At 71.4% G+C, this 22,981-nt stretch carries 23 protein-coding genes; 8 read left to right on the top strand and 15 right to left on the bottom strand.

The window, feature by feature from the left end; genetic code table 11:
- Window positions 1–15: 15 nt before the first annotated feature.
- The 9 genes from ASE68_RS08335 to ASE68_RS08295 form a co-directional block, all read right to left on the bottom strand.
- The gene (locus tag ASE68_RS08335; RefSeq protein ID WP_055857300.1) at window positions 16–921 is read right to left on the bottom strand and encodes a metallophosphoesterase; all 906 of its coding nucleotides are present in this window, start codon (window positions 919–921) and stop codon (window positions 16–18) included.
- 51 nt (window positions 922–972) lie between these two features.
- Window positions 973–2,307: a DNA-processing protein DprA gene (gene dprA, locus ASE68_RS08330; RefSeq protein WP_055857298.1), complete on the bottom strand. Its 1,335-nt coding sequence runs from the start codon at window positions 2,305–2,307 to the stop codon at window positions 973–975.
- Window positions 2,304–3,842 (bottom strand): YifB family Mg chelatase-like AAA ATPase, encoded by a 1,539-nt coding sequence (locus ASE68_RS08325; RefSeq protein ID WP_055857295.1) that lies wholly within the window; start codon window positions 3,840–3,842, stop codon window positions 2,304–2,306. Before ASE68_RS08325 ends, dprA begins: the two co-directional genes overlap by 4 nt.
- On the bottom strand, window positions 3,842–4,207 hold the full coding sequence (locus tag ASE68_RS08320) for a YraN family protein (protein WP_369800086.1): 366 nt from the start codon (window positions 4,205–4,207) through the stop codon (window positions 3,842–3,844). Before ASE68_RS08320 ends, ASE68_RS08325 begins: the two co-directional genes overlap by 1 nt.
- 122 nt (window positions 4,208–4,329) lie before the next feature.
- On the bottom strand, window positions 4,330–4,653 hold the full coding sequence (locus ASE68_RS08315) for a DUF2469 family protein (protein WP_055857294.1): 324 nt from the start codon (window positions 4,651–4,653) through the stop codon (window positions 4,330–4,332).
- A gap of 5 nt (window positions 4,654–4,658) precedes the next feature.
- A complete protein-coding gene (locus ASE68_RS08310) occupies window positions 4,659–5,360 on the bottom strand; it encodes a ribonuclease HII (RefSeq protein ID WP_055857291.1) in 702 nt (233 codons plus the stop codon).
- Window position 5,361: 1 nt separating this feature from the next.
- On the bottom strand, window positions 5,362–6,117 hold the full coding sequence (gene lepB / locus ASE68_RS08305) for a signal peptidase I (protein ID WP_055857288.1): 756 nt from the start codon (window positions 6,115–6,117) through the stop codon (window positions 5,362–5,364).
- Between the two features lie 91 nt (window positions 6,118–6,208).
- On the bottom strand, window positions 6,209–6,556 hold the full coding sequence (gene rplS, locus ASE68_RS08300) for a 50S ribosomal protein L19 (protein ID WP_055857282.1): 348 nt from the start codon (window positions 6,554–6,556) through the stop codon (window positions 6,209–6,211).
- A gap of 236 nt (window positions 6,557–6,792) precedes the next feature.
- A complete protein-coding gene (locus ASE68_RS08295; protein WP_157421586.1) occupies window positions 6,793–7,305 on the bottom strand; it encodes a hypothetical protein in 513 nt (170 codons plus the stop codon).
- An 87-nt stretch (window positions 7,306–7,392) separates the two neighbouring features.
- Between ASE68_RS08295 and map the strand changes: the two genes are divergently transcribed.
- Window positions 7,393–8,160, top strand: a complete 768-nt coding sequence (map, locus tag ASE68_RS08290; RefSeq protein ID WP_055857273.1) for a type I methionyl aminopeptidase — start codon at window positions 7,393–7,395, stop codon at window positions 8,158–8,160.
- Here the strand turns inward: map and nirD are convergent.
- Window positions 8,144–8,503, bottom strand: a complete 360-nt coding sequence (gene nirD / locus ASE68_RS08285) for a nitrite reductase small subunit NirD (protein ID WP_055857270.1) — start codon at window positions 8,501–8,503, stop codon at window positions 8,144–8,146. The genes map and nirD overlap by 17 nt on opposite strands.
- A gap of 201 nt (window positions 8,504–8,704) precedes the next feature.
- Here nirD and nirB point away from each other — a divergent pair, with 201 nt between their 5' ends.
- The 6 genes from nirB (at window position 8,705) to ASE68_RS08255 (ending at window position 18,612) form a co-directional block, all read left to right on the top strand.
- Window positions 8,705–11,314 (top strand): nitrite reductase large subunit NirB, encoded by a 2,610-nt coding sequence (nirB, locus tag ASE68_RS08280; protein ID WP_055857267.1) that lies wholly within the window; start codon window positions 8,705–8,707, stop codon window positions 11,312–11,314.
- Complete coding sequence (gene cobA, locus ASE68_RS08275; RefSeq protein ID WP_082462123.1) at window positions 11,311–12,135, top strand: uroporphyrinogen-III C-methyltransferase; 825 nt, start codon at window positions 11,311–11,313, stop codon at window positions 12,133–12,135. Before nirB ends, cobA begins: the two co-directional genes overlap by 4 nt.
- On the top strand, window positions 12,132–13,262 hold the full coding sequence (locus ASE68_RS08270; protein ID WP_055857265.1) for a uroporphyrinogen-III synthase: 1,131 nt from the start codon (window positions 12,132–12,134) through the stop codon (window positions 13,260–13,262). The genes cobA and ASE68_RS08270 overlap by 4 nt, the downstream gene beginning before the upstream one ends.
- 138 nt (window positions 13,263–13,400) lie before the next feature.
- A complete protein-coding gene (locus ASE68_RS08265; protein WP_055860992.1) occupies window positions 13,401–14,819 on the top strand; it encodes an MFS transporter in 1,419 nt (472 codons plus the stop codon).
- Between the two features lie 11 nt (window positions 14,820–14,830).
- Window positions 14,831–17,008, top strand: a complete 2,178-nt coding sequence (locus ASE68_RS08260; protein ID WP_055857262.1) for a molybdopterin oxidoreductase family protein — start codon at window positions 14,831–14,833, stop codon at window positions 17,006–17,008.
- Window positions 17,005–18,612: an NAD(P)/FAD-dependent oxidoreductase gene (locus ASE68_RS08255; RefSeq protein WP_055857258.1), complete on the top strand. Its 1,608-nt coding sequence runs from the start codon at window positions 17,005–17,007 to the stop codon at window positions 18,610–18,612. Before ASE68_RS08260 ends, ASE68_RS08255 begins: the two co-directional genes overlap by 4 nt.
- Before the next feature lie 45 nt (window positions 18,613–18,657).
- Here ASE68_RS08255 and ASE68_RS08250 read toward each other — a convergent pair whose 3' ends face one another.
- The 5 genes from ASE68_RS08250 to rpsP all read right to left on the bottom strand — a co-directional run bounded on the left by ASE68_RS08250 (window position 18,658) and on the right by rpsP (window position 21,587).
- Window positions 18,658–19,419, bottom strand: a complete 762-nt coding sequence (locus ASE68_RS08250) for a sirohydrochlorin chelatase (RefSeq protein WP_055857255.1) — start codon at window positions 19,417–19,419, stop codon at window positions 18,658–18,660.
- Between the two features lie 199 nt (window positions 19,420–19,618).
- On the bottom strand, window positions 19,619–20,308 hold the full coding sequence (gene trmD / locus ASE68_RS08245) for a tRNA (guanosine(37)-N1)-methyltransferase TrmD (protein WP_055857253.1): 690 nt from the start codon (window positions 20,306–20,308) through the stop codon (window positions 19,619–19,621).
- A 9-nt stretch (window positions 20,309–20,317) separates the two neighbouring features.
- Window positions 20,318–20,932, bottom strand: a complete 615-nt coding sequence (gene rimM, locus ASE68_RS08240) for a ribosome maturation factor RimM (RefSeq protein ID WP_055857250.1) — start codon at window positions 20,930–20,932, stop codon at window positions 20,318–20,320.
- 1 nt (window position 20,933) lies between these two features.
- Window positions 20,934–21,170, bottom strand: coding sequence for an RNA-binding protein (locus ASE68_RS08235; RefSeq protein WP_055857247.1), 237 nt, complete (start codon window positions 21,168–21,170; stop codon window positions 20,934–20,936).
- Between the two features lie 3 nt (window positions 21,171–21,173).
- Window positions 21,174–21,587, bottom strand: coding sequence for a 30S ribosomal protein S16 (gene rpsP, locus ASE68_RS08230; RefSeq protein WP_055857245.1), 414 nt, complete (start codon window positions 21,585–21,587; stop codon window positions 21,174–21,176).
- A 221-nt stretch (window positions 21,588–21,808) separates the two neighbouring features.
- On the opposite strand from rpsP, the gene ASE68_RS08225 reads away from it, so the two are divergent.
- Window positions 21,809–22,981 (top strand): glutamate--cysteine ligase, encoded by a 1,173-nt coding sequence (locus ASE68_RS08225; RefSeq protein WP_055857240.1) that lies wholly within the window; start codon window positions 21,809–21,811, stop codon window positions 22,979–22,981.

The following is a 22,981-nucleotide window of genomic DNA, read 5'->3' as shown; positions in this document are numbered from 1 at the left end:
CGCCAGAACGGCGGATCAGCCCGAGCGCTTCCGTGAGAAGCGCTCGAGGCGCTCTGCCGGGCCGAGGGCCTCGATCTCGTCGAGGAATTCCTCGCCGAAGCCGGCGACGACCCGATGCGGGCCGACCGGCACGACGGAGGTCACCACGTGCTCGTCGAAGAGGTGCACGAGGGTGAATGACCGCCCGCCGTCGACGCCCACGAGCTTGCGAGCCGAGGCTGCGACGTCGAGGGTGTACGCGGTGGCCCCGGCGACGGCCACCGGGATGCCGGCGAAACTGCCGTTCGTCGCGTAGTGGAGGTGCCCGCCGAGGATGAGCCTGACCTCGCGCCCGCGAACGACCTCGGCGAGCCCGTCTTGCCCTTGGAGCTCGAGCACGTCCATGAGCGCGATCGGCGTGGGGATCGGCGCGTGATGCAGGGCGAGGACCGTGCCGAACGGGGCGGGTTCGCAGAGCACCGCGTCGAGCCATTCGAGGGTCTGCGGCTCGAGCGCCCCGTGATGGTAGCCCGGGACGCTCGAGTCGAGCGCGATGACCCGGACGCCGCCGACGTCGACGACGTGGTTGACGGGCGTGTCGCCCTGCGGGGCGACGTCGAGCAGGGCGACACGGAAGGCATCTCGCTCGTCGTGGTTGCCCATGACCCAGACGAGCTCGGCCTCGGCGTCGGCGGCGAGCGGCTCGAGCACTGCTCGCACGCGCCGGTAGGCGTCGGGCTCGCCGAGGTCGGCGACGTCGCCGGTGACGACGATCGCGTCGAGGTCGGTGCCGAGCAGGGCGAGCTGCGACGCAGTGTGCGCGAGGGCCTCGACGGTGTCGGCCTCGCCGCCGAGCAGGGCGCCACCGTCGAGCAGATGCGTGTCGCTGACGTGGGCGATGACGTGCCTCGCCTCGGGATACCTGCCGAGCTGTACGGCCATGGCCACCTCCGTCGAAAGCCTACGGCCTGCCTCCGTCACCGTGCCCGCGCGTCATGAGGCGCGTCGCCGACGCACCCAGCCGTCGGCCCGGTGCACCGCGATGCCGTCGAGTTCGAGCACGCCGAGCACCGCCATGACCTCCCCTGTTCCGAGTCCGCTGCGCCGTGCCAGGTCTGCGACGTCGCGCTGCGCCCGAGTGCTGAGCGCGTCGAGCACACGCAGCTCCTCCGGAGCGGCACTCCCCGAGTCGGGGCCGGCATCCCGGTCTCGGGTCGCCCGGGCATCACGGGTCGTCGACTCGTCGATCGTCGGCGGCTCGATGGCGCCGACCAGCTCGACGACCTGCTCGGCGTTCACGATGCACACCGCGTCGAACTCGCGCAGGAGCCGGTGGCATCCTGCCGACGCCGGACTCGTGACCGGCCCGGGCAGCGCGCCGAGCGGACGCCCGAGCGCCGCCGCGTGCGCCGCCGTGTTGAGCGATCCCGAACGTGCGCCCGCCTCGAGCACGACCGTCGCCGCGCTGGCTGCCGCGATGAGCCGGTTGCGTTGGAGGAAGCGCCATTTCGTCGGCGAAGCGCCGCACGGCAACTCGGAGACGACCGCTCCGGTCTCGGTGATGCGCTGCAGGAGCCCGTCGTGTCCGACGGGGTAGAACCGATCGACGCCGCCCGCGAGGAAGGCGATGGTCGTTCCGCCGCTCGCCAGCGCGGATCGGTGGGCCATGCCGTCGATGCCGTAGGCGCCGCCGGAGACGACGGCGAACCCCCGATCGACGAGTCCGGCCGAGAGCTCCATCGTCATGTGCTCGCCGTACCCGGTCGCGGCGCGCGCCCCGACCAGGGCGACCGACGGGATCCGCGACCGCAGGTGCCACGGATCGCCGCGAACCCAGAGGCCGAGCGGTGCGTGAACGCCCAGGTCGTCGACGCCGACCGGCCAGCATGCGTCGCCGGGCGCGATGAACACCGCTCCGACGCGCTGCGCCTGGGCGATGCCGCGCACGAAGGCGCCGTGGTCGATGCGCGGGGTCCAACGTGCAAGGCCGTTCTCGAGGTCGCTCGCCGAGAGCGACTCCCCAGCGTCACGGGTCTCGGCGACGAGGCGGTCCACCGCCACCAGGTCGGCGGACGCAGTGCCGAGCAGGAGGTCGGCCGTTCGCACCGCGCCGAGTGCGGCGACGATGCGGCCGAGGGTTCCGTCACCGGGCTCGGCGAGCGTGCCGAGCAGGGCCCGGGCGAAGGCCGCCGTGCTCGGCTCCTCTTGCGGTGTGACCGGCTCATCGTCGAGGTGCCCGACCGTTTCGTCGCCGGAACGCAGCACACCGCGCCGGACCGCGGAGAACTCCTGCCGCAGGTGCCGCGCGGCGCGCTCGACCGCACTCATCGGGCGATGCCCTGTCGGAAGTAGAGCGCGTGGCCGATGTGGTTCGCGTCGGGCGTGCCCGCGCCGTCGAGGTCCGCCAGGGTCCACGCGGTCTTCAGCACTCGGTCGTAGCCGCGCATCGTGATGCCGCCGCGCTCGAGCGAGCGATCCAGCGACACCGTGGCACGGCCGCCGGGATGGAGTCCACCCGCTCCCCTGAGCCACGGCCCGGGCATCTGCGCATTCGTGCGCCACGGCGTGCCGCGGAGTCGTTCCGCGGCGACGGCTCGGGCCGCGGCGACCTTCGCCCTCGCCTCGGCACTGGTCATGCCCGGCTGCTCTCGGGCGAGGCGGAGACTCGGCGCGGTGACCCTCGGCACCCTCAGTTGCAGGTCGATGCGGTCGAGCAGCGGCCCGGAGATGCGCCCGAGGTACCGGCGACGCATGTTCGGCGGGCAGGTGCACTCGGCCGTGCCGTCGAGCCCGCACGGGCAGGGGTTGGCCGCGATCACGAGCTGGAAGCGGGCGGGAAAGCTCGCGACCGCGTTCGCCCGGTGGATGCTGATCGTGCCGGACTCGAGCGGCTGTCGCAGTACGTCGAGCACGGCCGACGGGAACTCGGGGGCCTCGTCGAGGAAGAGCACTCCGTGCGACGCCCGCGCGGCGGCCCCGGGCCGGATGAGCCGGCTGCCGCCGCCGACCATGGCCGCGGCGGTCGCCGTGTGGTGGGGCGCCTCGAAGGGCGGACGGAACGACAGCCCCGACCCGACCGGCCGCCCCGAGAGCGAGCGCAAGCAGGACACCTCGAGCGCGGCATCGGCGTCGAGGTCGGGCAGGATGCCGGGCAGCCTCGACGCGAGCATGGTCTTGCCCGCTCCGGGCGGGCCGATCAGCGACAGATGGTGCCCGCCGGCGGCGGCGGTGAGGAGCGCATCGATCGCGTCGGTGTTGCCCGCGACGTCGGCGAGGTCGCCCGAGGCCTCGACGGTGCCGACCTGCTCGACCCGCACCAGCGGAACGGCCGCGACGTCGCGCACCTCGAACGCCCCGCCGTGGTGGATCGCCGCATCGAGCAGCGAGACGACGCCGATGATCTCGACCTCGGGCACCAGCGACGCCTCGTCGGCGTTGGCCTTCGGCACCATGACCGTGCGGTGGCCCGCCCTGACGGCCGCGAGCACGGCCGGCAGGATGCCGTCGATCGGCCGCAGCCGCCCGTCGAGGCCGAGCTCGCCGAGGTGCACCACGCGGGCGACCGACTCGATCGAGACCTCACCAGCGGCAGCAAGGCACGCGACGGCGATCGCGAGATCGAACCCCGACCCGTGCTTCGGAAGCGCGGCGGGCGAGAGGTTCACGGTGAGCTTGCGCTGCGGCAGCGGGCACCCGGCGTTGACGGCCGCGGCGCGCACGCGCTCCCTCGCCTCGGCGAGGGCGGCGTCGGGCAGGCCGATGATCGAGAATCCCGGGAGTTGGGCGGACAGGTCGGCTTCGACCTCGACGATGGACCCCGTGAGGCCGAGCAGCGCGACGGCGTGGGTTCTGGCGACGGTCATCAGCAGACGCCCTCGAGATGCTCGATCAGCGCGGGCGCGTCGTCGGGGGCGAGCACGGCGACGGCGTCGATGCGGATGCGCGGAGCCGCGGCATCCGTCGCCTCGCACCAGGCGACCGCCAGCCGCCGCAACCGCGACAGCTTCGCGGGCGTGATCGCCTCGAACGGATGCCCGTAGTCGTGCGACGTGCGGGTCTTCACCTCGATGAAGACCGTCGCGTCGCCGTCGCGCGCGACGATGTCGATCTCGCCGACCGAGCATCGCCAGTTGCGGTCGATCACGCGCAGTCCGCGCGATTCCAGATGGTCGACCGCGAGTTGTTCGCCTCGCCGACCGAGTTCTGCATTGTGGGCCACCAGCACCACCTCCACGACCAGCGTGGCGGTGGCGGCGAGGAGCGAATCCGGGGATCGACGCGAGGTGCACGAACCGCTCGTTCAGCGCGCCTGTGGAGGGCGGGTGTCAGGACGCTCGGGGCCCGACCGGACTACTCGTCGAGCGCGAGTTCCTTCGGCAGCTCGAACTCGCGCGTCGCGAGCTCTTCGACGTTGACGTCCTTGAAGGTGAGCACGCGCACGGACTTGACGAAGCGATCGGCCCGGTAGACGTCCCAGACCCAGACGTCTTTCATGGTGAGCTCGAAGTAGAAGTCGTGCTCGGTGTCGCGACGGACGAGCTCGACCTCGTTCGCGAGGTAGAAGCGACGCTCGGTCTCGACCACGAACTTGAACTGCGAAACGATGTCGCGGTACTCGCGGTACAGGGCAAGCTCGACCTCGCGGTCGTAGTCTTCGAATTCGTCGTCATCCATCGGATTCATCCTACGCCGAGGTCGAAGAGCGCGGGCGCCTCGACGGGACGCTCGTGCAGCCAGGTTCGCCGATGCAGGCCGCTCGGCCCGTGCTCGGCGATCGCGTCGAAGTGCGCGCGACTGGAGTAGCCCTTGTTCTCGTTCCAGGCGTACAGCGGCAGCTCGTGATGGGCCGTGTGCATGAGTCGGTCGCGGTGCACCTTCGCGAGCACGGATGCCGCGGCGACCGACGCGCAGTCGCGGTCGGCCTTGATGCGGGTGCTGACGCGCGCGCGGTGGTCGATCGCCCGGCTCAGCCAGTCGTGATTGCCGTCGAGCACGAGCGGCGCGTCGTCGAGTTCGCCCCCGGTGCCCGCAGCCTCTTCGGTTGCTCGGAGCGCGGTGAGCGCCCTGGCACCCGCCAGGCCGAGGCAGGCCATGATGCCGAGCTCGTCGATCTCGGCAGCGGATGCCTCGCCGACCGCCCAGGCGCGTACCCACGCCCCGGCGCGCGGCGCCATGAGCTCGCGCTTGGGCTCGGTGAGCAGCTTCGAGTCGCGGAGGCCCGTCGGCATGCGCCGCACCGACGGATCGATGACGACGAGGCCCACCGCGACCGGCCCGGCGAGCGCGCCGCGCCCCACCTCGTCGCAGGCGAGCACGACCGGAGCTCCGGACTCGAAGAGCTCGCGTTCGACCTTGAGGTTCGGGATGGCGGCCGGAGCCACGTCAGTCGCCGCCCTCTGCGGCCTCGTCGACGCCGTCGAACGTCTCGGGGTAGTTGCCGAGCCACGCCCAGTGCGACACCGGCCAGCTCACGACGAACGCTCGGCCGACGACGTTCTCGATGGGCACGAAGCCCTTGAGGGGCGTGTCGGCGTTGTAGCGCGAGTCCTTGGAGTTGTAGCGATTGTCGCCCATGACCCAGAGCGAGCCCTCTGGCACGACCTGGTCGAAGTCGTCGCGCGAGACCTTGGTGTCGCCGGCGGGCAGCACCACGTACGGTTCGTCGAGCGGCACGCCGTTGACGCTCATCTGGCCCAGCGCGTTGCAGCACGTGACGTGATCGCCCGGCAGTCCGATGACGCGCTTGACGAGGTGGTCGTTCGAGTCGGGGGCGGAGAGCCCGACGAACGCGAGGAACCAGTCGACCGCGGCCGCGAGCGGCGGGGTCTCGGGCTCGACGCGCGCCGGCAGCCATCCGCCGGGATCCTTGAACACGACGACGTCGCCGCGCTCGAGGGGCGTGACGCCCGGCACGAGCTGGTTGACGATGATGCGGTCGTCCTTGACGAGCGTCAACTCCATCGACTCCGACGGAATGAAGAACGACCGGATCAGGAACGTCTTGATCAGGAACGAGACGAGGACGGCCACCACGAAGATGACCAGAAGATCTCGCAGGAAGAGCAGGGCCCCTCGCTTGCGGCGGTTCGACGAGGACCGCTCGTCGTCGATACGAGTGGTGCTGATTTCTTCTGTCATTTAACCGCCTGAGCTCCTCACCCCAAGTGTAGGGGTGAGGAGCTCAGGTCGAAGGCCGTGGCCCGTGCGACGCGCGGGCCGCGAAGCCGGATCAGGCGTCGCGCTTCTCCTTGATCTTCGCCTTCTTGCCGCGGAGCTTACGCAGGTAGTAAAGCTTCGCGCGACGGACGTCACCGCGGGTGACGACCTCGATGTGGTCGATGACCGGGGAGTGCACCGGGAACTTGCGCTCGACGCCGACCTGGAAGCTGACCTTGCGGACCGTGAAGGTCTCGCGGACGCCTTCGCCCGAACGGCCGATGACGACGCCCTGGAAGACCTGGATACGCGAGCGCGTACCTTCGATGATGTTGACGTGCACCTTGACGGTGTCGCCCGCGCGGAAGTCGGGGACGTCCGACCGCAGGCTCGCAGCGTCGACGTGGTCGAGGATGTGCATAATGGTTCGCTCTCTGCGCCCGCAACCGGTCGAACGCGGATCAATGAATGGAAGAATCTGGTGCCGCCCGCGCGATCACTCGCGCTGTGCATGCTCCCCGGAGGCAGAGTCCCGCGGCGGCACAATCCTCTATTGTGCCATGTTCAGGCGCGCTGCGCCAAAGCGAGGGTCGGATGCCGCGCCGGCGCGTGCTGCGGACGGTCGCCGCGCCGCCGATCACGGCCGGGAGACCGCGATCAGTCGCGTTCGCGACGCTCTTCGACGACGATGACCTCGCCGAGGTCGAGGGGCTGCTGCATGGAGGGCCTACCACCGGCATCCGTTCGGGGAACCGCACCGGCCTGCGCGGCCCGCTCGTACTCGGCCATCTGCTCCTGCATGCGCTTGGCGCCATCGCGCACGAGTTGCACGATCGCGTACCAGAAGGCCACGAGCGCGAGGGCGATCGCGAGCACCGCGAACGAGGCCATCGACGGCCCCGAGAAGCCGAACCCGATGATCGCCGCGTGCCACGCGCCGAGGATGCCGACGTCCATCCACGAGACCGCTCGGGTCTCGCGCACGGTCGGACGCATCGACGTGAGCAGCGCGATGACCGCAAGTGAGAGGAAGGTCACCGGTACGGTGATGACCAGGCCCAGCGTGCCCCATCCGCCGCCGCCGAACACGGCCCAGCCGACCACGAGCCAGACCGGAAGCACGATCGTTGCGGCCTGGATCCATCGGAAGAAGATGCGCCGGAAGAGCATGGTCACAGGATAACGCGGCCCTCGTGCGCGGATGCCGGGTGTTCACTCAGGGCGGAGCCGCCAGAATGGACGAGGAGAGGAACAACCGTGATCGAACTGAGGACCACCGCCGAGATCGACGAGATGCGCGCCGCCGGGCGCTTCGTCGCGAGCGTCATCGAGGCCACGTCGCAGGCTGCGGCCGTCGGCGTGAACCTGCTCGAGCTCGACGCCCTCGCGCACGAGATGATCCGCAAGGCGGGCGCCGAGAGCTGCTACATCGACTACCACCCCTCGTTCGGCGCGAGCCCGTTCGGCAAGGTCATCTGCACCTCGGTCAACGACGCGGTGCTGCACGGACTCCCCCACGACTACACGCTGCGCGACGGCGACCTGCTGAGCCTCGACTTCGCCGCTTCGGTGAACGGCTGGGTCTGCGACTCGGCGCGCTCGATCGTCGTCGGCACCCCGCGCGAGGGCGACCTCCGCCTGATCGACACGACGCAGCGCGCGCTCGACGCCGGCATCGCCGCGGCGCGCACGGGCAACCGCATCGGCGACATCTCCCGGGCCATCGCGGATGTCGCGAAGGCCGAGGGCTACACGATCAACACCGACTTCGGCGGCCACGGCGTCGGCCGCACCATGCACGGCGACCCGCACATCCCGAACAACGGCCGCCCCGGCCGAGGGCTGCCGCTCAAGCCGGGACTCGTCATCGCGATCGAGCCGTGGTTCCTCGCGACGACCGATCGCATCTTCACCGATCCCGACGGCTGGACCCTCCGCAGCGCCGACGGCTCGCGCGGCGCGCACTCCGAGCACACGATCGCCATCACCGACGGCGACCCCATCGTGCTCACGAAGCGGGGCTGAGCACCTCGACCTCGACCATGCCGTCGAGGACGCGCGCCCCGAAGACGCGGAGCGAGAGCTCCCCGTTCGTGAGGCACTCGCCCGTGACGAGGTCGTAGACCTCCTTGTGCAGTGGCGAGGCGATCGTGAGCCGGTCGCCACGTGAACCCGTGATGCCGCGGGCCATGACGGGTGCGCCGGTGTGCGGGTCCCGGTGGTCGACCGCGTAGACCTCGTCGTCGCCGAGGCGCACGAGCGCGACCTGGTCGGTTCCGAGCAGGGCCACCTCGCCCCACCCGGGCTCGAGTTCCCGGACCTCGCAGACCCGAACCCAGGTCGTGGTCGCCTCGATCGTGATCGTCATGTCTCGCTCCTCCCGTTCGGTGCCTCCGAACGTACGGGGCCGGTGTTTCCGTGCGCGGCTGCGGGTGTTTCCCCGACGTGAAACCCGCCTCACACCGTGGCGCCCCGAAGGTGAGGCGCGGTTGCGGGAGCGGTTACGCCCACGTAACAGGGCCGAAACCGCTCGGTCGTACGTTGGCAGCATTCGAGCCACGGAGGCACCATGACCGAGAACAGCCCGGCCGGCATCCGCACGCGCGACGTCGTCATCGTCGGCGGCGGACCCGCCGCCCATCGACTCGCCGACAGCCTGCACATGCGCGACGAGGAGCGCACGCTCCGCGTCACCGTGATCGGCGACGAGCCCCACCTCCCCTACGACCGCGTGGCGCTCAGCACGCGCCTCGCCGACGGCTCCGCCGACCTGACGCTGCAGCCGACCGCGATGTGGGATCCGTCGCAGGTGCGGCTGATCACGGGCGAGCTGGTCGACTCGATCGACGCCGGGCTGCGGACCGCGACGACCTCGACGGGCACGGTGCTGCATTGGGACGAGCTCGTGCTCGCGACCGGTTCGAGCGCGCCGGTGCCCGCCATTCCCGGTGCCGAGAACGCCCGCGTGTACCGCACGATCGAGGACGTCGACAACCTCGTCGCCGAGGCCGCGCAGCTCGCCGAGCGGCACGGACGCCCGGCGCGCGTCGTCGTCGCGGGCGGCGGCCTGCTCGGCCTCGAGGCCGCAGGGGGGCTCGCGAAGCTCGGCGCGCACGTCGCCGTCGTGCACTCGGGCGGATGGCTCATGTCGGCGCAGCTCGACGAGGGCGCCGGCCGGGCGCTCGGCCGCATCATCTCGGCGCAGGGCATCGGCCTGCACCTCGGGGCCAGGCCCTCCGCGGTTCGCGTCGACGACGGCGCCGTCACGGCGGTCGAGCTCACGAACGAGCGCGTGATCGAGGCCGACCTCGTCATCTTCGCGATCGGCATCAGCCCGCGCGACGAACTCGCCCGCGATCTCGGGCTCGAGCTCGGACCCCGCGGCGGGGTGGCGATCGACGGGGCGTGCGCGACATCCGCGCCCGGTATCTGGGCGATCGGCGAGGTCGCGAGCTTCGAGGGCCGATGCACCGGCCTCGTCGCCCCCGCGAACGCCATGGCCGAGGTCGTCGCCGACCGCCTGCTCGGCGGGGCCGCCGAGTTCACGACCATCGACGACGCGACCAAGCTGAAGCTCTCGGGCGTCGACGTCGCGAGCTTCGGCGACGCGCTCGCCCGCACGGAGCAGGCGCTCGAGATCGTCTACGCCGATCCGGCACGCGGGCTCTACCAGAAGCTCGTCATGACCGACGATGCGAAGACGCTGCTCGGCGGCATCTTCGTCGGCGACGCGTCGCCGTACGCCTCGCTCAGGCCGATGCTCGGCATGCAGCTCTCGTCCGAGCCCGCTGCGTACCTGTCGGCCTCGGGCATGGAGGCGCCGGCCGGCGACGAGTTGCCCGCCTCGGCGCTCGTGTGCGCCTGCAACAACGTCGCGGCCGGCACCATCCGCGATGCCGTGAACGGAACCGAGCACGCCGAGGGGTGCACCGACCTCGGCGAGCTGAAGGCCTGCACCCGCGCCGGCACGCAGTGCGGCTCGTGCGTGCCGCTCGTGAAGAAGCTGCTCGAGGCCGAGCTCACGAAATCGGGCATCACGCCCTCGCGGGCCCTCTGCGAGCACTTCGAGCTCTCGCGGCAGGAGCTCTTCGAGTCGATCCGGGTGCTCGAGCTCACCTCGTTCGACGAGATCATCGCGCGCCTCGGAACCGGCCGCGGCTGCGACGTCTGCAAGCCGGTCGTCGGGTCGATCCTCGCCACCCAGCACGGCTCCTACATCCTCGACGGCGGCCGCGGCGGCCTGCAGGACACGAACGACCGTGCCATGGCGAACATGCAGAAGGACGGCACGTACTCGGTCGTGCCGCGCATCCCCGCCGGCGAGATCACGCCCGAGAAGCTCCTCGTCATCGCCCAGGTCGCGACCGACTACGGCCTCTACACGAAGATCACGGGCGGCCAGCGCATCGACCTCTTCGGTGCACGGCTCGACCAACTGCCCGACATCTGGAAGCGGCTCGTGGACGCCGGCTTCGAGTCGGGCCAGGCATACGGCAAGGCGCTCCGCAACGTGAAGAGCTGCGTCGGCTCGACCTGGTGCCGCTACGGCGTGCAGGACTCGGTCGCGATGGCCGTGCAGCTCGAGCTGCGCTACCGCGGCCTCCGCTCGCCGCACAAGCTCAAGTTCGGTGTCTCGGGCTGCGCCCGTGAATGCGCGGAGGCCAGGGGCAAGGACGTCGGCGTGATCGCCACCGACCAGGGGTGGAACATGTACGTCGGCGGTAACGGCGGATTCCAGCCGGCCCACGCGCAACTGCTCGCGAGCGACCTCGACGACGAGACCCTGCTGAAGTACATCGACCGCTACATCATGTACTACGTGCGCACGGCCGACCGGCTGCAGCGCACCGCACGCTGGATCGAGGACATCGAGGGCGGACTCGACCACGTGCGCGACGTCGTCGTGCACGACTCGCTCGGCCTCGCAGACGAGCTCGAGCGGGCCGTCGACCGACACGTCGACGGCTACGAGGACGAGTGGGCGGCGACGCTGGCCGACCCCGAGCGCCTGCGCCGGTTCCGGTCCTTCGTGAACGCGCCGCACGTGCCGGATCCGTCGGTCGCCCAGGTGCCTGACGGTCGCGGCCAGATGCGACCCGCGACCGCCGAGGAGCGCGAGCGCGGCGAGGCCGTGCTGGTGGCCGGCATGACGATCCCGGTTCGCGGGGTGGACGCGTGAGCGCCGACCTGACCGGCGACGGCCGTGCGACCGGCGACGGCCGTGCGACCGGCAGCGTGACGCTCGTCGGCGGAGGCCCCGGCCGCGAGGACCTCCTCACGCTCGCCGCGGTGCGGGCTCTTCGCCACGCCGACGTCGTGCTCTACGACCGGCTCGCCCCGCACGACCGCCTCGACGAGCTCGCCCCCGGTGCGCTGCTCATCGACGTGGGCAAGCGACCGGGCCACCACGCGATCTCCCAGTCCGCGATCGAGGCGCTGCTCGTCGAGCACGCCCTCGCCGGATCCAGGGTCGTGCGGCTCAAGGGCGGCGACCCGTACGTGCTCGGCCGCGGTGGCGAAGAGGTGCTCGCCTGCCACGCCGCCGGCGTGCCGGTCGAGGTGATTCCCGGCGTCACGAGTGCGATCTCGGTGCCAGGGGCCGCCGGCATCCCCCTCACGCATCGCGGCGTCAGCCACCTGTTCACGGTCGTGTCGGGGCACCAGCCGCTCACGGCATCCGAATTGGAGCACCTCGCGGGCCTCGGCGGCACCATCGTGGTGCTCATGGGCGTGAACACCCTGCCCTCGCTCACCGCGGGCCTCGCCCGGGCCGGCATGGTCGGGCGGATGCCGGTGGCCATCGTCGAACGCGGGTTCTCGTCGGAGCAGCGCACGACCATCGGCGAACTCGCCGACATCGTCACGACGGCCGGACGCGCGCGCGTGTCCTCCCCGGCGGTCGTCGTCATCGGCGAGGTCGTGCGCCTCGCCCACGACGGCGACGCGAGCGCCGCCGAGCTCATGGAGCGCGCGGCCGGCTTCGCGGCGGTGGCCGGATGACCGACCTCCTCGAGTTCGCTCCCGGGTTCCGCGTCGACCAGCTCGTCGGGTTCCGCATCGGCGTCACGAGCGATCGCCGCTCGGCCGACCTCATCGACGCGCTCGCCCGCCGCGGTGCGACCGTCGTGCACGCGCCGACGCTGCGCATGACGAACGCCCTCTCCGACGATCCGGTGATCGCCGACACCCGGGCGATCATCGCGGCACGGCCCGAGGTGCTGCTCGCGACCACCGCGTACGGCGTGCGCCGCTGGTTCGAGGTCGCCGACGCCGCGGGCCTCGGCGAGGACCTGCTCGACGCGCTCGCCGACACCTCGATCCTCGTGCGCGGGCCGAAGGCCCGTGGCGGCATCCGTGCCGCGGGCCTGAACGACGTGGGCATGAGCTCCGAGGAGACCACCGAGTCGCTCATCGACCATGTGCTCGAGCACTATCCGGCAGACCTCACGGTGGCCGTGCAGCTGCACGGGTTCCTCGAGTCGTCGCAACTCCAGCGCTTGAGCGACGCGCACGACCGCGTGCTCACCGTCGCCCCGTACCGCTGGGTCGAGGTCGACAAGGCAGATGATCGCGTCGAGCGCCTCATCGAGGCGGCGTGCACCGGAGGCCTGGACGCCATCACATTCACCAGTGCACCGGCCGTGCACGCGCTCTTCGGCGCCGCGGAGGAGCTCGGGCGCTACGACGACCTCGTCGACGCCATGTGCGGCCCGGTCGTCGCCGCGGCGGTGGGCCCGGTCACCGCGCTCCCGCTGATCGCGGCGGGCATCACGCCGATCCAGCCCGACCGGTACCGCATGGGCGCGCTCATCAGGCTCGTGTGCGAGCACCTGGAGACGAACCGGGTGATCCGACTCGAGACGTTGCACGGGCCGCTCGCACTGCGCGGAAGCGTCGTCGACATCGCCGACCGCAGGGTCTCCCTTGCGCCGGTCGCGCTCATGATCCTCCGCACGCTCGTGCTCGCGCGCGGCTCGGTGGTCGCCCGCGATCGGCTCGCCGCCGGGTTGCCGGGCACGAACGACGAGCATGCCCTCGAGGTCGCCCTGAGCCGCCTGCGCCAGACGCTCGCCGTGCCGGGGCTGATCGCCACGGTGGTGAAGCGGGGGTACCGCATCGACGTGTGACGTCCGCCTCACACCGGGCCCTCGCCTGGGTGAGGAGGTGGAGACGCAGGGTTTACGACCGGGCCGATCCGCGGAAACACGACCTCAATAGCTTCGAGTCGAAGGCTCCACCACGTGATCCACACCTCGGAGGCACCCATGACCCAGACGACGAGCACCGCTCCCCCGGTCGCCGCGACATCCGCGACGGCGACGTCCGCGACCACGACGGCGACGACGGCCCCCGAGCTGACGACCCGGCCAGGCCGGTGGATCGACGGCTGGGACCCCGAGAACACCGATCAGTGGGAGTCGCAGGGGCGCTCGATCGCGCGGCGCAACCTCAACTGGTCGATCTTCGCCGAATTCCTCGGGTTCGTGGTCTGGCAGCTCTGGAGCGTCGTCGCCGTCGCGCTCCCCGCCGCCGGCTTCGACCTGACCACCGGCGAGATCTTCTGGCTCATCTCGATTCCGAGCCTGGTCGGCGCGACCCTGCGGATCCCGTACTCGTTCCTCGTGCCCAAGTTCGGCGGCCGCAACTGGACCATCATCTCGGCCGCGCTGCTGCTCGCGCCGACGATCGCGATGGTCGTGTGCGTGTCGAACCCCGAGACGCCGTTCCCGGTGCTGCTCGGCGCCGCCGCGCTCGCAGGCTTCGGCGGCGGCAACTTCGCCAGCTCGATGTCGAACATCACCTTCTTCTACCCCCAGCGCGAGAAGGGCTGGGCCCTCGGCCTGAACGCGGCCGGCGGAAACCTCGGCGCCGCGGTCGCGCAGTTCGTCGTGCCGATCGCGATCACCATCGGCGCCGGCGCCACCCTCAACCTGCCGGTCGCCGGGTGGATCTGGATCCCGTTGATCCTCGTCGCGATGCTCGGCGCCGCCCGGTACATGAACAACCTCTCGAACGCGAAGGCGGACTTCAGCGGATCGGCCGCAGCGCTGAAGGAGCCGCACCTCTGGCTGCTGTCGCTGCTCTACATCGGCACGTTCGGCTCGTTCATCGGCTTCGCGAGCGTGTTCCCGAAGCTCATCGCCGACCAGTTCCCGGAGTTCTCGGCGATCGCCATCGGCGGGGCCGCGGTGCCGCTCGCCTTCCTCGGTGCGCTCGTCGGCTCGCTCGCCCGCCCGTACGGCGGGCGCCTCTCCGACCGCTTCGGCGGTGCCCGCATCACGATGTGCGCCTTCGCCTCGATGGCCCTCGTCACGATCGCCGTGCTCGCGACGCTCCCGCTCGGCAACTTCTGGCTGTTCCTCGGCCTGTTCCTGCTGCTCTTCGCCTCGGCCGGCATCGGCAACGGCTCGACGTACCGCATGGTGCCCGTCGTGTTCGCCGTCCGCGGCGGCGGCACCGGTGACGTGTCGACGCAGCGGAAGGCCGCGGCGGCCCTCGGCCTGATCTCCGCGATCGGCGCCTACGGCGGGTTCCTCATTCCGCAGGCGCTGAACCTCTCGTTCCAGTCGACCGGCGGATACGGTGCCGCGTTCGCCGGCTTCATCGCGGCCTACGTCGTGCTCCTCGTGCTCACCTGGGCCGTGTACGTGCGCTCCGGCCGCCTCAGCGCCCACAAGATCTGAATCGAGCCCCATTGACCCACCCCGCCGACACGCACTGCCCGTACTGCGCCCTGCAGTGCGCGATGACCCTCACCCCGACGACCGGCACGACGGATGCCGCGGCGAACGCGGCGCCCGATGCCCACGTGCACTCGGCGCCGGTCACGGTCGAGGGCCGCGACTTCCCGACGAACCGGGGCGGCCTGTGCAAGAAGGGGTGGACCTCGGCGGAACTCCTGCGATCGCCCTCGCGTCTCGGCGCCCCGCTCGTGCGGGGCGCCGACGGCGCACTGCACGAGGCGTCGTGGGATGAGGCGCTCGACCTGATCGCGACGTCGCTGCGCGGCATCCGCTCGGAGTACGGAGCCGACGCGGTCGGCGTGTTCGGCGGCGGCGGCCTCACGAACGAGAAGTCGTACCTGCTCGGCAAGTTCGCGCGGCTCGCCCTCGGCACGAGCCGCATCGACTACAACGGCCGGTACTGCATGTCGTCGGCGGCCGCAGCGGGCAACCGGGCGTTCGGCGTCGACCGCGGGCTGCCGTTCCCGCTCGAGGACCTCGACGGTGCCGAGACGATCCTGCTGCTCGGCACGAACGTCGCCGAGACCATGCCCCCGTTCATCGGCCACCTCGCCGGCGCGCAGGCCGCCGGCGGCCTCGTCGTGGTCGACCCCCGACGCACGGCGACCGCGCGCCTGACCGACGACGGCAAGGGTCTGCACCTGCAGCCGGCTCCCGGCACCGACCTGCCGCTGCTGCTCGGGCTCATCCACGTCGTGATCGCCGAGCGCCTCGTCGACGTCGACTACGTCGAGTCCCGCACGGTCGGGTTCGACCGGGTGCGTCGCAGCGTCGCAGCCTGGTGGCCCGAGCGCGTGCAGTCGGTGACCGGCGTCGCGGCGCTCACGATCAGGCGGCTGGCCCGGAGGCTCGCCGCCGGCGGCACCACGTACCTCCTCACCGGGCGCGGCGTCGAGCAGCACGTCGACGGCACCGACACCGCGACCGCCGCGATCAACCTGGCGTTGCTGCTCGGCCTCCCCGGTCGGGCGGGCAGCGGCTACGGCACCCTCACCGGCCAGGGCAACGGCCAGGGCGGGCGCGAACACGGACAGAAGTGCGACCAGTTGCCCGGATACCGCAAGATCGTCGACCCCGAGGCACGTGCGCACGTGGCGGGCGTGTGGGGCGTCGACCCGGCCGACCTGCCCGGCCCCGGCGTGCCCGCGATCGAGCTGCTGAAGCTGCTCGGCGTCGACGGCGGTGTGCGCGCCCTCATGGTGCACGGCTCGAACCTCGTCGTCTCCTCCCCCAACGTGCGCGAGGTGCGCGAGGGGCTCGGCCGGCTCGACCTCCTCGTGGTCTGCGACTTCTTCCTCTCCGAGACCGCCGCGCTCGCCGACGTCGTGCTGCCCATCACGCAGTGGGCCGAGGAGGAAGGCACGATGACGTCGCTCGAGGGCCGCGTCATCCGTCGCCGTCGCGCCGTGACGCCTCCCGCCGGGGTGCGCGACGAGCTGTGGATCCTGCACGAGCTCGCCGAGCGCCTCGGCTGCACGGCCGCGTTCGACACCGATCCCGAGCAGGTGTTCGAGGAGCTGCGCCTGGCCTCCGAGGGCGGCCTCGCCGACTACTCCGGCATCGACTACGCGATGCTCGATCGCGGGGATGCCGCGTACTGGCCGTTCCCGCGCGACAGCGGTGGCACGCCGCGCCTGTTCGCCGACCGGTTCGCCCATGCCGACGGCCTCGCACGTCTCGTGCCCGTGACCGTGCGCGAGTCGGCCAGGCCCGCGCCCACTCCGGGGACCGACGAGATCACGCTCGTCACCGGGCGCCTCCTCGAGCACTACCAGAGCGGTGCGCAGACCCGTCGCGTGCCCGAACTGCTGGCATCGCAGCCCGAGGCGCTCGCCTCGATCCACCCGGCGACCGCCGAGCGCCTGGGCATCGGCGACGGCGACGAGGTCGAGATCTCCAACCACCGCGGCGTCGTGCGGTGCCGGGCGAGGCACACCCCCGACATCCGACCCGATGCGGTGTTCCTGCCGTTCCATTACGGCGACGACCAGGCCGCGAACCTCCTCACCTCCGACGCGGTCGACCCGATCTCGTCGATGCCCGAGTTCAAGACGAACGTCGTGCGCATGCGCAGCATCGCGGATGCCGCGTCGATCCGCCGTGCCGAAGAGACCGGAGTCCTCGCATGAGCCCGCTCAAGATCGTCCTCGTCGGCTACGGTCCGGTCGGCGCCCGGTTCGTCGAGGAACTCCTCCCCGGCGTGCTGCGCGGCGATGTCGAACTCACGGTGATCGCCGGTGAGGACGTCGAGGCCTACAACCGGGTGCTCGTCGCCGAGTACGCCGTCGGCAACGCCGACCTCGAGACCATGCTCGTCGGCGACCGCCTGACCGCCGAGGAGGCCGGCGCCCGCGTGCTGCTCGGCGTCGCCGTGACGGCCGTCGACCGCCAGGCCCGCTCGGTGCGCCTCGACACGGGCGAGACCCTGCCGTACGACCGGCTCGTGCTGGCCACCGGCGCCCGCGCGAACGTGCCGACCCTCGACGGCGTCGAGCGCCACCGCCGCGACCTCGCCTCGCTCGAGAAGTACGGGCGGCAGCTGGTCGCCCGTGACGACGAGCTCCCCACGGGCATCACCGCCCTCCGAGACCTCGCCGACGCCGAACGCGTGCTCGAGGCCGTGCGCGGGCGGCGGCGCATCATCGTGCTCGGTGCCGGGGTGCTCGGCCTCGAGCTCGCGCTGGCGGCTGCGCACGCCGGCGCCCAGGTGTGCGTCGTGCACCACGGACCGCACCCCATGCCGCGCAACCTCGACCGCGGCGGAGGCCAGGTGCTGCGAGCGGCGCTGCGGCGCACCGGCATCCAGGTGATCGCGCACAGCCGCGCAGAGGCGGTCGCCTTCCGCACCGACGACGACGGCGTGCGCCGCTTCGACATGCTCGTGACCGCCGACGGCAAGCAGTTGCGAGGCGACCTGCTCGTGCTCTCGTGCGGAGTCAGCGCCCGCACCGAGCTCGCCGTGCTCGCCGGGCTCCGCACCGCCGCGGGCATCGTCGTGCACCCGAACCTCGCCTCCTGGACCGACTCGTCGATCTTCGCGATCGGCGACTGCGCGCAGGTCGTCGAGCGCACCGACGAGCTGGCCGGCCAGCGCACGCTCCCCGGCGCGCCCTCGGGGCTCATCGGGCCCGGCTGGCGTCAGGCCGCGTGGCTCGCCGGGTCGTTCCTCGCCGAGGCCGAACGCCGCGAGCACGACATCGTGACGCCCGTCGAGCGGGATGCGCTCGTCATGCTGAAGGCCGAGCACATCGACGTCGTCGCCGTCGGCGACATCTCAGGCGACCCGTGGGACGACGACGGCCTGCACCCTCGGCGGCGCATCGCGCAGTGGGCCGACCCCGAGCACCTCCGCTACGTGAAGATGGTCACCGAGGAGGGCGTGCTGACGGGCTTCGTGAGCGTCGGGATGCCGCGCACGGCCGCCGAGCTCACCCTGCTGTTCGAGCGGGGCGGCGAGCTGCCCGCCGACCGGTCGCTGCTGCTGCGCTTCGACGGCCCCGACTACGATCCCGCAGCCGACGCCGACGCGTTCGCCCCTGCGACCACCGTCTGCTGGTGCAACGCCGTCACGGTCGGCCGCATCGAGGAATCCGCGGCCTGCGGCAACACGACCGTCGAGTGCGTCAGCCGCGACACCCGCGCCGGCACCGGCTGCGGCGGCTGCCGCGGCCGCATCGCCGAGGTGCTGGCACGGGTCGCCGACGCCGACGGCACGCCGACGCTCGCGGTCTGATCCGCCCCGCGCGCCGCGCCCCCGCGTCGCCGCGGGGTCAGGGGGTCAGGCGTAGTGGTGCCGCTCGGACTCGACGGCCTCGTACCGATCGAGCACCACCTCGACGAGTGCCGACGGCACCGCCCTTCCGGGTGCGATGAGCGGCTCGGCGATGAGGTCGGCACCCATCGCGACGGCAGCGTCGTAGAAGGTGCCGGGGGCGAGCACGTACGCCGCCACGGCGATGCGGGTGCCGGGATGCACCTCGCGGATCATCTCCATCGCGTCGGGCAGCCGCGGGATCGCCGAGGCGATGAACCCGACCGTGACGGGGCGCCCGAGGCGGTGCCCGAGTCGACGGGCCGTCTCGAAGCACTCGCGCACGGCACGGGGATCATTCGACCCGGCCGCGGCGAGCAGCACCGCGTCGCCGTCCTCGAGCCCGGCATCGACGAGACGCTCGGCGAGGATGCCGACGAGCCGGTCGTCGGGGCCGAGCTCGGCCGCGAGTCGTACTCCCCCGCCGATGCGCTCGAGACCGAACGCGAGGCCGGTGCGCACGTGGTAGCCCGCCGACAGCGTCAGCGGCACGATGACCGCGTCGGTCTGGCCCGCCGCCGCGACGGCCGCGGCGACGTCGGCGCTCTTCGCGTCGACGAAGTCGATCGCGACCTCGATGCCGGGCTCGACCATCGCGACGCGGTCGACCAGGCGCATCACGGCCTTGCGGTTCGCGGTCGACGGGGAGCCGTGCGTGACGGCGATCAGTCTCAGCGGCGGTCGCTCGTCGCGTCCCGACAGGGGGTCATCGCCACTCGGCCCAGCCATCGACAACCCGCACTCTCCGGCGGGGTCTCGCTCGATGCCGCCGGTATCGACGTTATAAACGGCGTGTTTCGCGACGTGCCCCCGTCTGTTTCGGGGACGTGAAGAAGACCTCACGCACCCCGATGCGGCGCGACGTTCGGCCATCGGAGCCGGGGGGCGGACCACGAGATCGACCTGACGCCGGCGCTGGTGCGAACGGTCAGTCGTCGAGGAGCTCCGGGCGCACCCGGCGCGTGCGCTCGACCTGCTGCTCGCGGCGCCACGCGGCGACGGCGCCGTGGTTGCCCGAGAGCAGCACGGGCGGGACCTCGAGGTCGCGCCACACCGACGGCTTGGTGTAGCTCGGATACTCGAGCAGGCCGTCTTCGTGGGACTCCTCGACGAGGCTCTCGGGGTTGCCGACGACCCCGGGCACGAGACGGCCGGCGGCCTCGATCATGGCCATGACGGCGACCTCGCCGCCGTTCAGCACGTAGTCGCCGAGGCTGATGAGGCGCACGCGCATGCGGCCCTCGTAGTGGTCGGACACGCGCTGGTCGATGCCCTCGTAGCGCCCGCAGGCGAACACGAGGTGCGACTCGGCCGCGAGCTCGCGCGCGACGGCCTGCGTGAACGGTTCGCCCGCAGGCGACGGCACGACGAGCACGGCCTCCGACGAACCGGGGCCGACGATCGAGTCGATCGCCTCGCCCCACGGTTCGGGCTTCATGACCATGCCGGCGCCGCCGCCGTACGGGGTGTCGTCGACCGTGCGATGACGGTCGTGGGTGAACGAGCGCAGATCGTGCGCCACGACCTCGATGATGCCCGCCTGCCTGGCCTTGCCGAGCAGCGAGATATCGAGCACCGAGAAGAACTCGGGGAAGATCGTGACGATGTCGATCCGCATATGCGCGCCTTACTCGGCGGGTGCGTCGGCCGAGGCGGAGCCGGACGCACCGGCCTCACCCCCGGCATCCGCCGAGGGCTCGTCGTCGACGAGCTCCTCGAAGAGACCGGCGGGCGGCGTGACGGTGACGACACCGGCTACGACGTCGACCTCGGGCACGATCGCCTGCACGAACGGCACCATGACCTCGCCTGTCGCCGTCTTCACGATGAGCAGGTCCTGCGCGGGGAAGTGGTCGACGCGCACGACCTCGCCGACCTTCGCGCCCTCGCGCACGACCGCGAGGCCGACCAGCTGGTGGTCGTACCACGCGTCGGGCTCGGCCTCCTCCTGGTCGACGTTCTCGACCCAGAGGATGGCCTTCAACAGCGCCTCCGCCGCCGAGCGGTCGTCGACGCCGTCGAAGAATCCGACCGGCATGCCGTTGTACCACCGCAGCTCGCGCAGCACGAGGTGCTTGCCGTGCCACGGCGAATCGGCCGGGACCTGCAGCGAGAACGCCGCGCCCGGAACGAACCGTCGCTCGGGGTCATCGGTGTAGAGCTCGAGCTTGATCGCGCCCTTCAGGCCGTGCGCCTTGGTGAGGCGACCGACCCGCAGCTGGGTTCGAGGTGCGTCTGACACGTCAGTCGTCGGTGTCGACGACGTCGACGCGAACGCGGCGACCGTCGGCGAGAGCCGTGACGAGCGTGCGCAGCGACTTCGCGGTGCGACCGGCGCGGCCGATGACGCGACCGAGGTCCTCGGGGTTCACGTGAACCTCGAGGACCTCGCCGCGTGCGCTCGACGCGGAGACGACCTTCACCTCGTCAGGGTGATCGACGATCCCCTTGACGAGGTGTTCGAGCGCGGACTGGAGCAAGACTTACGCCTCGTCCGTCGACGCGTCGGCTGCGACCTCGGCCTCTTCGGCCTTCGGAGCCGGCTTCTCGGCCTTGGGCTTGAGCACCGGCTTCTTCTTGTCGTCGGCGACGAAGGCGGCCTTGGGCTCGCGAACCTGAACGGTCGAGACCGCGTTCTTGTCGCCCTTGAACTTGCCCCAGTCGCCCGTGAGCTTGAGGATGGCCTCGACCTGCTCGGTCGGCTGCGCGCCGACGGAGAGCCAGTACTGGGCGCGGTCCGAGTCGACCTCGATGAACGAGGGGTTCTCGGTGGGGTGGTACTTGCCGATCTCCTCGATCACGCGACCGTCGCGCTTGGTGCGCGAGTCGGCGACGACGATGCGGTAGTACGGCGCACGGATCTTGCCGAGGCGCTTGAGACGAATCTTGACAGCCACAATTCTCCTGAAATGTTGTGAGTTGGGCGAACTGACAGCCGTGAGCGTGGGGTGCACACTCGGCGGAAGCTCTGAGTAGTTCTGCGCGCCGGATAGAGGGTCGGGCGCTACGGAACTCGACTGACCATTCTTGCAGATTTCGCGCCGGAAGGATAATCGCCACCTCTGCATGCCATGATGGGCCGACGGTGCCCGATGCGCCGTGCGAAGGGGGCCTGGGAATGCCGATCGAGTTCGCCCGATCCGCCCGTTCGACCGTCGGCATCGAGTGGGAGATCGCCATCGTGGATCGCGCCACCGGCGAACTCGCCTCGGTCGGCGACCGGGTGCTCGACGTGCTGCACTCTCGAAGCGATGGCGGGACGCATCCGACCATCACCGCCGAGATGCTGACGAACACGGTCGAACTCGTGAGCGGGGTCCACGAGCGCGTCGCCGATGCGGTCGCCGACCTGCAGGGTCAGCTCGACGAGGTGCGCACGGTCGTCGACGAGCTCGGCGAGTACGAGCTCATCTGCAGCGGATCGCACCCCTTCAGCCAGTGGTACGACCAGCACCTGACCGACAAGCCCAGGTACCACAAGCTCGTCGACCGCACGCGCTGGTGGGGTCGCAACATGATGATCTGGGGCGTGCACGTGCACGTCGGCATCGAAGACCAGGCCAAGGCGCTGCCGATCCTCGACGGCCTGCTCGCCTACCTCCCTCACCTGCAGGCGCTCTCGGCCTCGAGCCCGTTCTGGGCGGGCGTCGACACCGGCTACGCCTCGAACCGCGCGCTCATGTTCCAGCAGCTGCCGACCGCCGGCCTGCCGTACCCGCTTGCCGACTGGGCCGCCTACGAGCGCTACGTCGACGACCTCGTGCGCACCGGCGTCATCGAGGACTACAGCGAGGTGCGCTGGGACATCCGTCCGTCGGCGAAGTGGGGCACGGTCGAGGTGCGCGTCTGCGACGGCGTCTCGACGGCAGAGGAGCTCGCCGCGATCGGCGCGCTCGTGCAGTGCCTCGTCGAGTGGATGTCGACGCGCCTCGACGACGGCGAGACCCTGACGGTGCTCCAGCCCTGGTACGTGCGCGAGAACAAGTGGCGCGCCGCGCGGTACGGCCTCGACGCCGAGGTGATCACGGATGTCGCGGGCACCGAGCGTCTCGTCTCCGACGACCTCCGCGACCTGGTCACCACCCTCGTGCCCGTGGCCGAGCGGCTCGGCTGCGCGCAGGAACTCCAGCTCGTGCGCGGCATCCTCGACCGAGGCGGCAGCTACCAGCGGCAGCTCGCGGTCGCCGCGGCCAACGACGGCGACCTCCCGTCGGTCGTCGCCCACCTCGCGCGGGAGCTGCGCGGCGTCGACCGCGCCTCGCGGACGGATGCCGAGGCATCCGCCCGCTGA

This window comes from Agromyces sp. Leaf222 (assembly GCF_001421565.1).
Taxonomy (GTDB): Bacteria; Actinomycetota; Actinomycetes; order Actinomycetales; family Microbacteriaceae; genus Agromyces.
The sequence above is the reverse complement of the archived record's forward strand: the minus strand, read 5'-3'. Positions and strand labels throughout refer to the sequence as shown.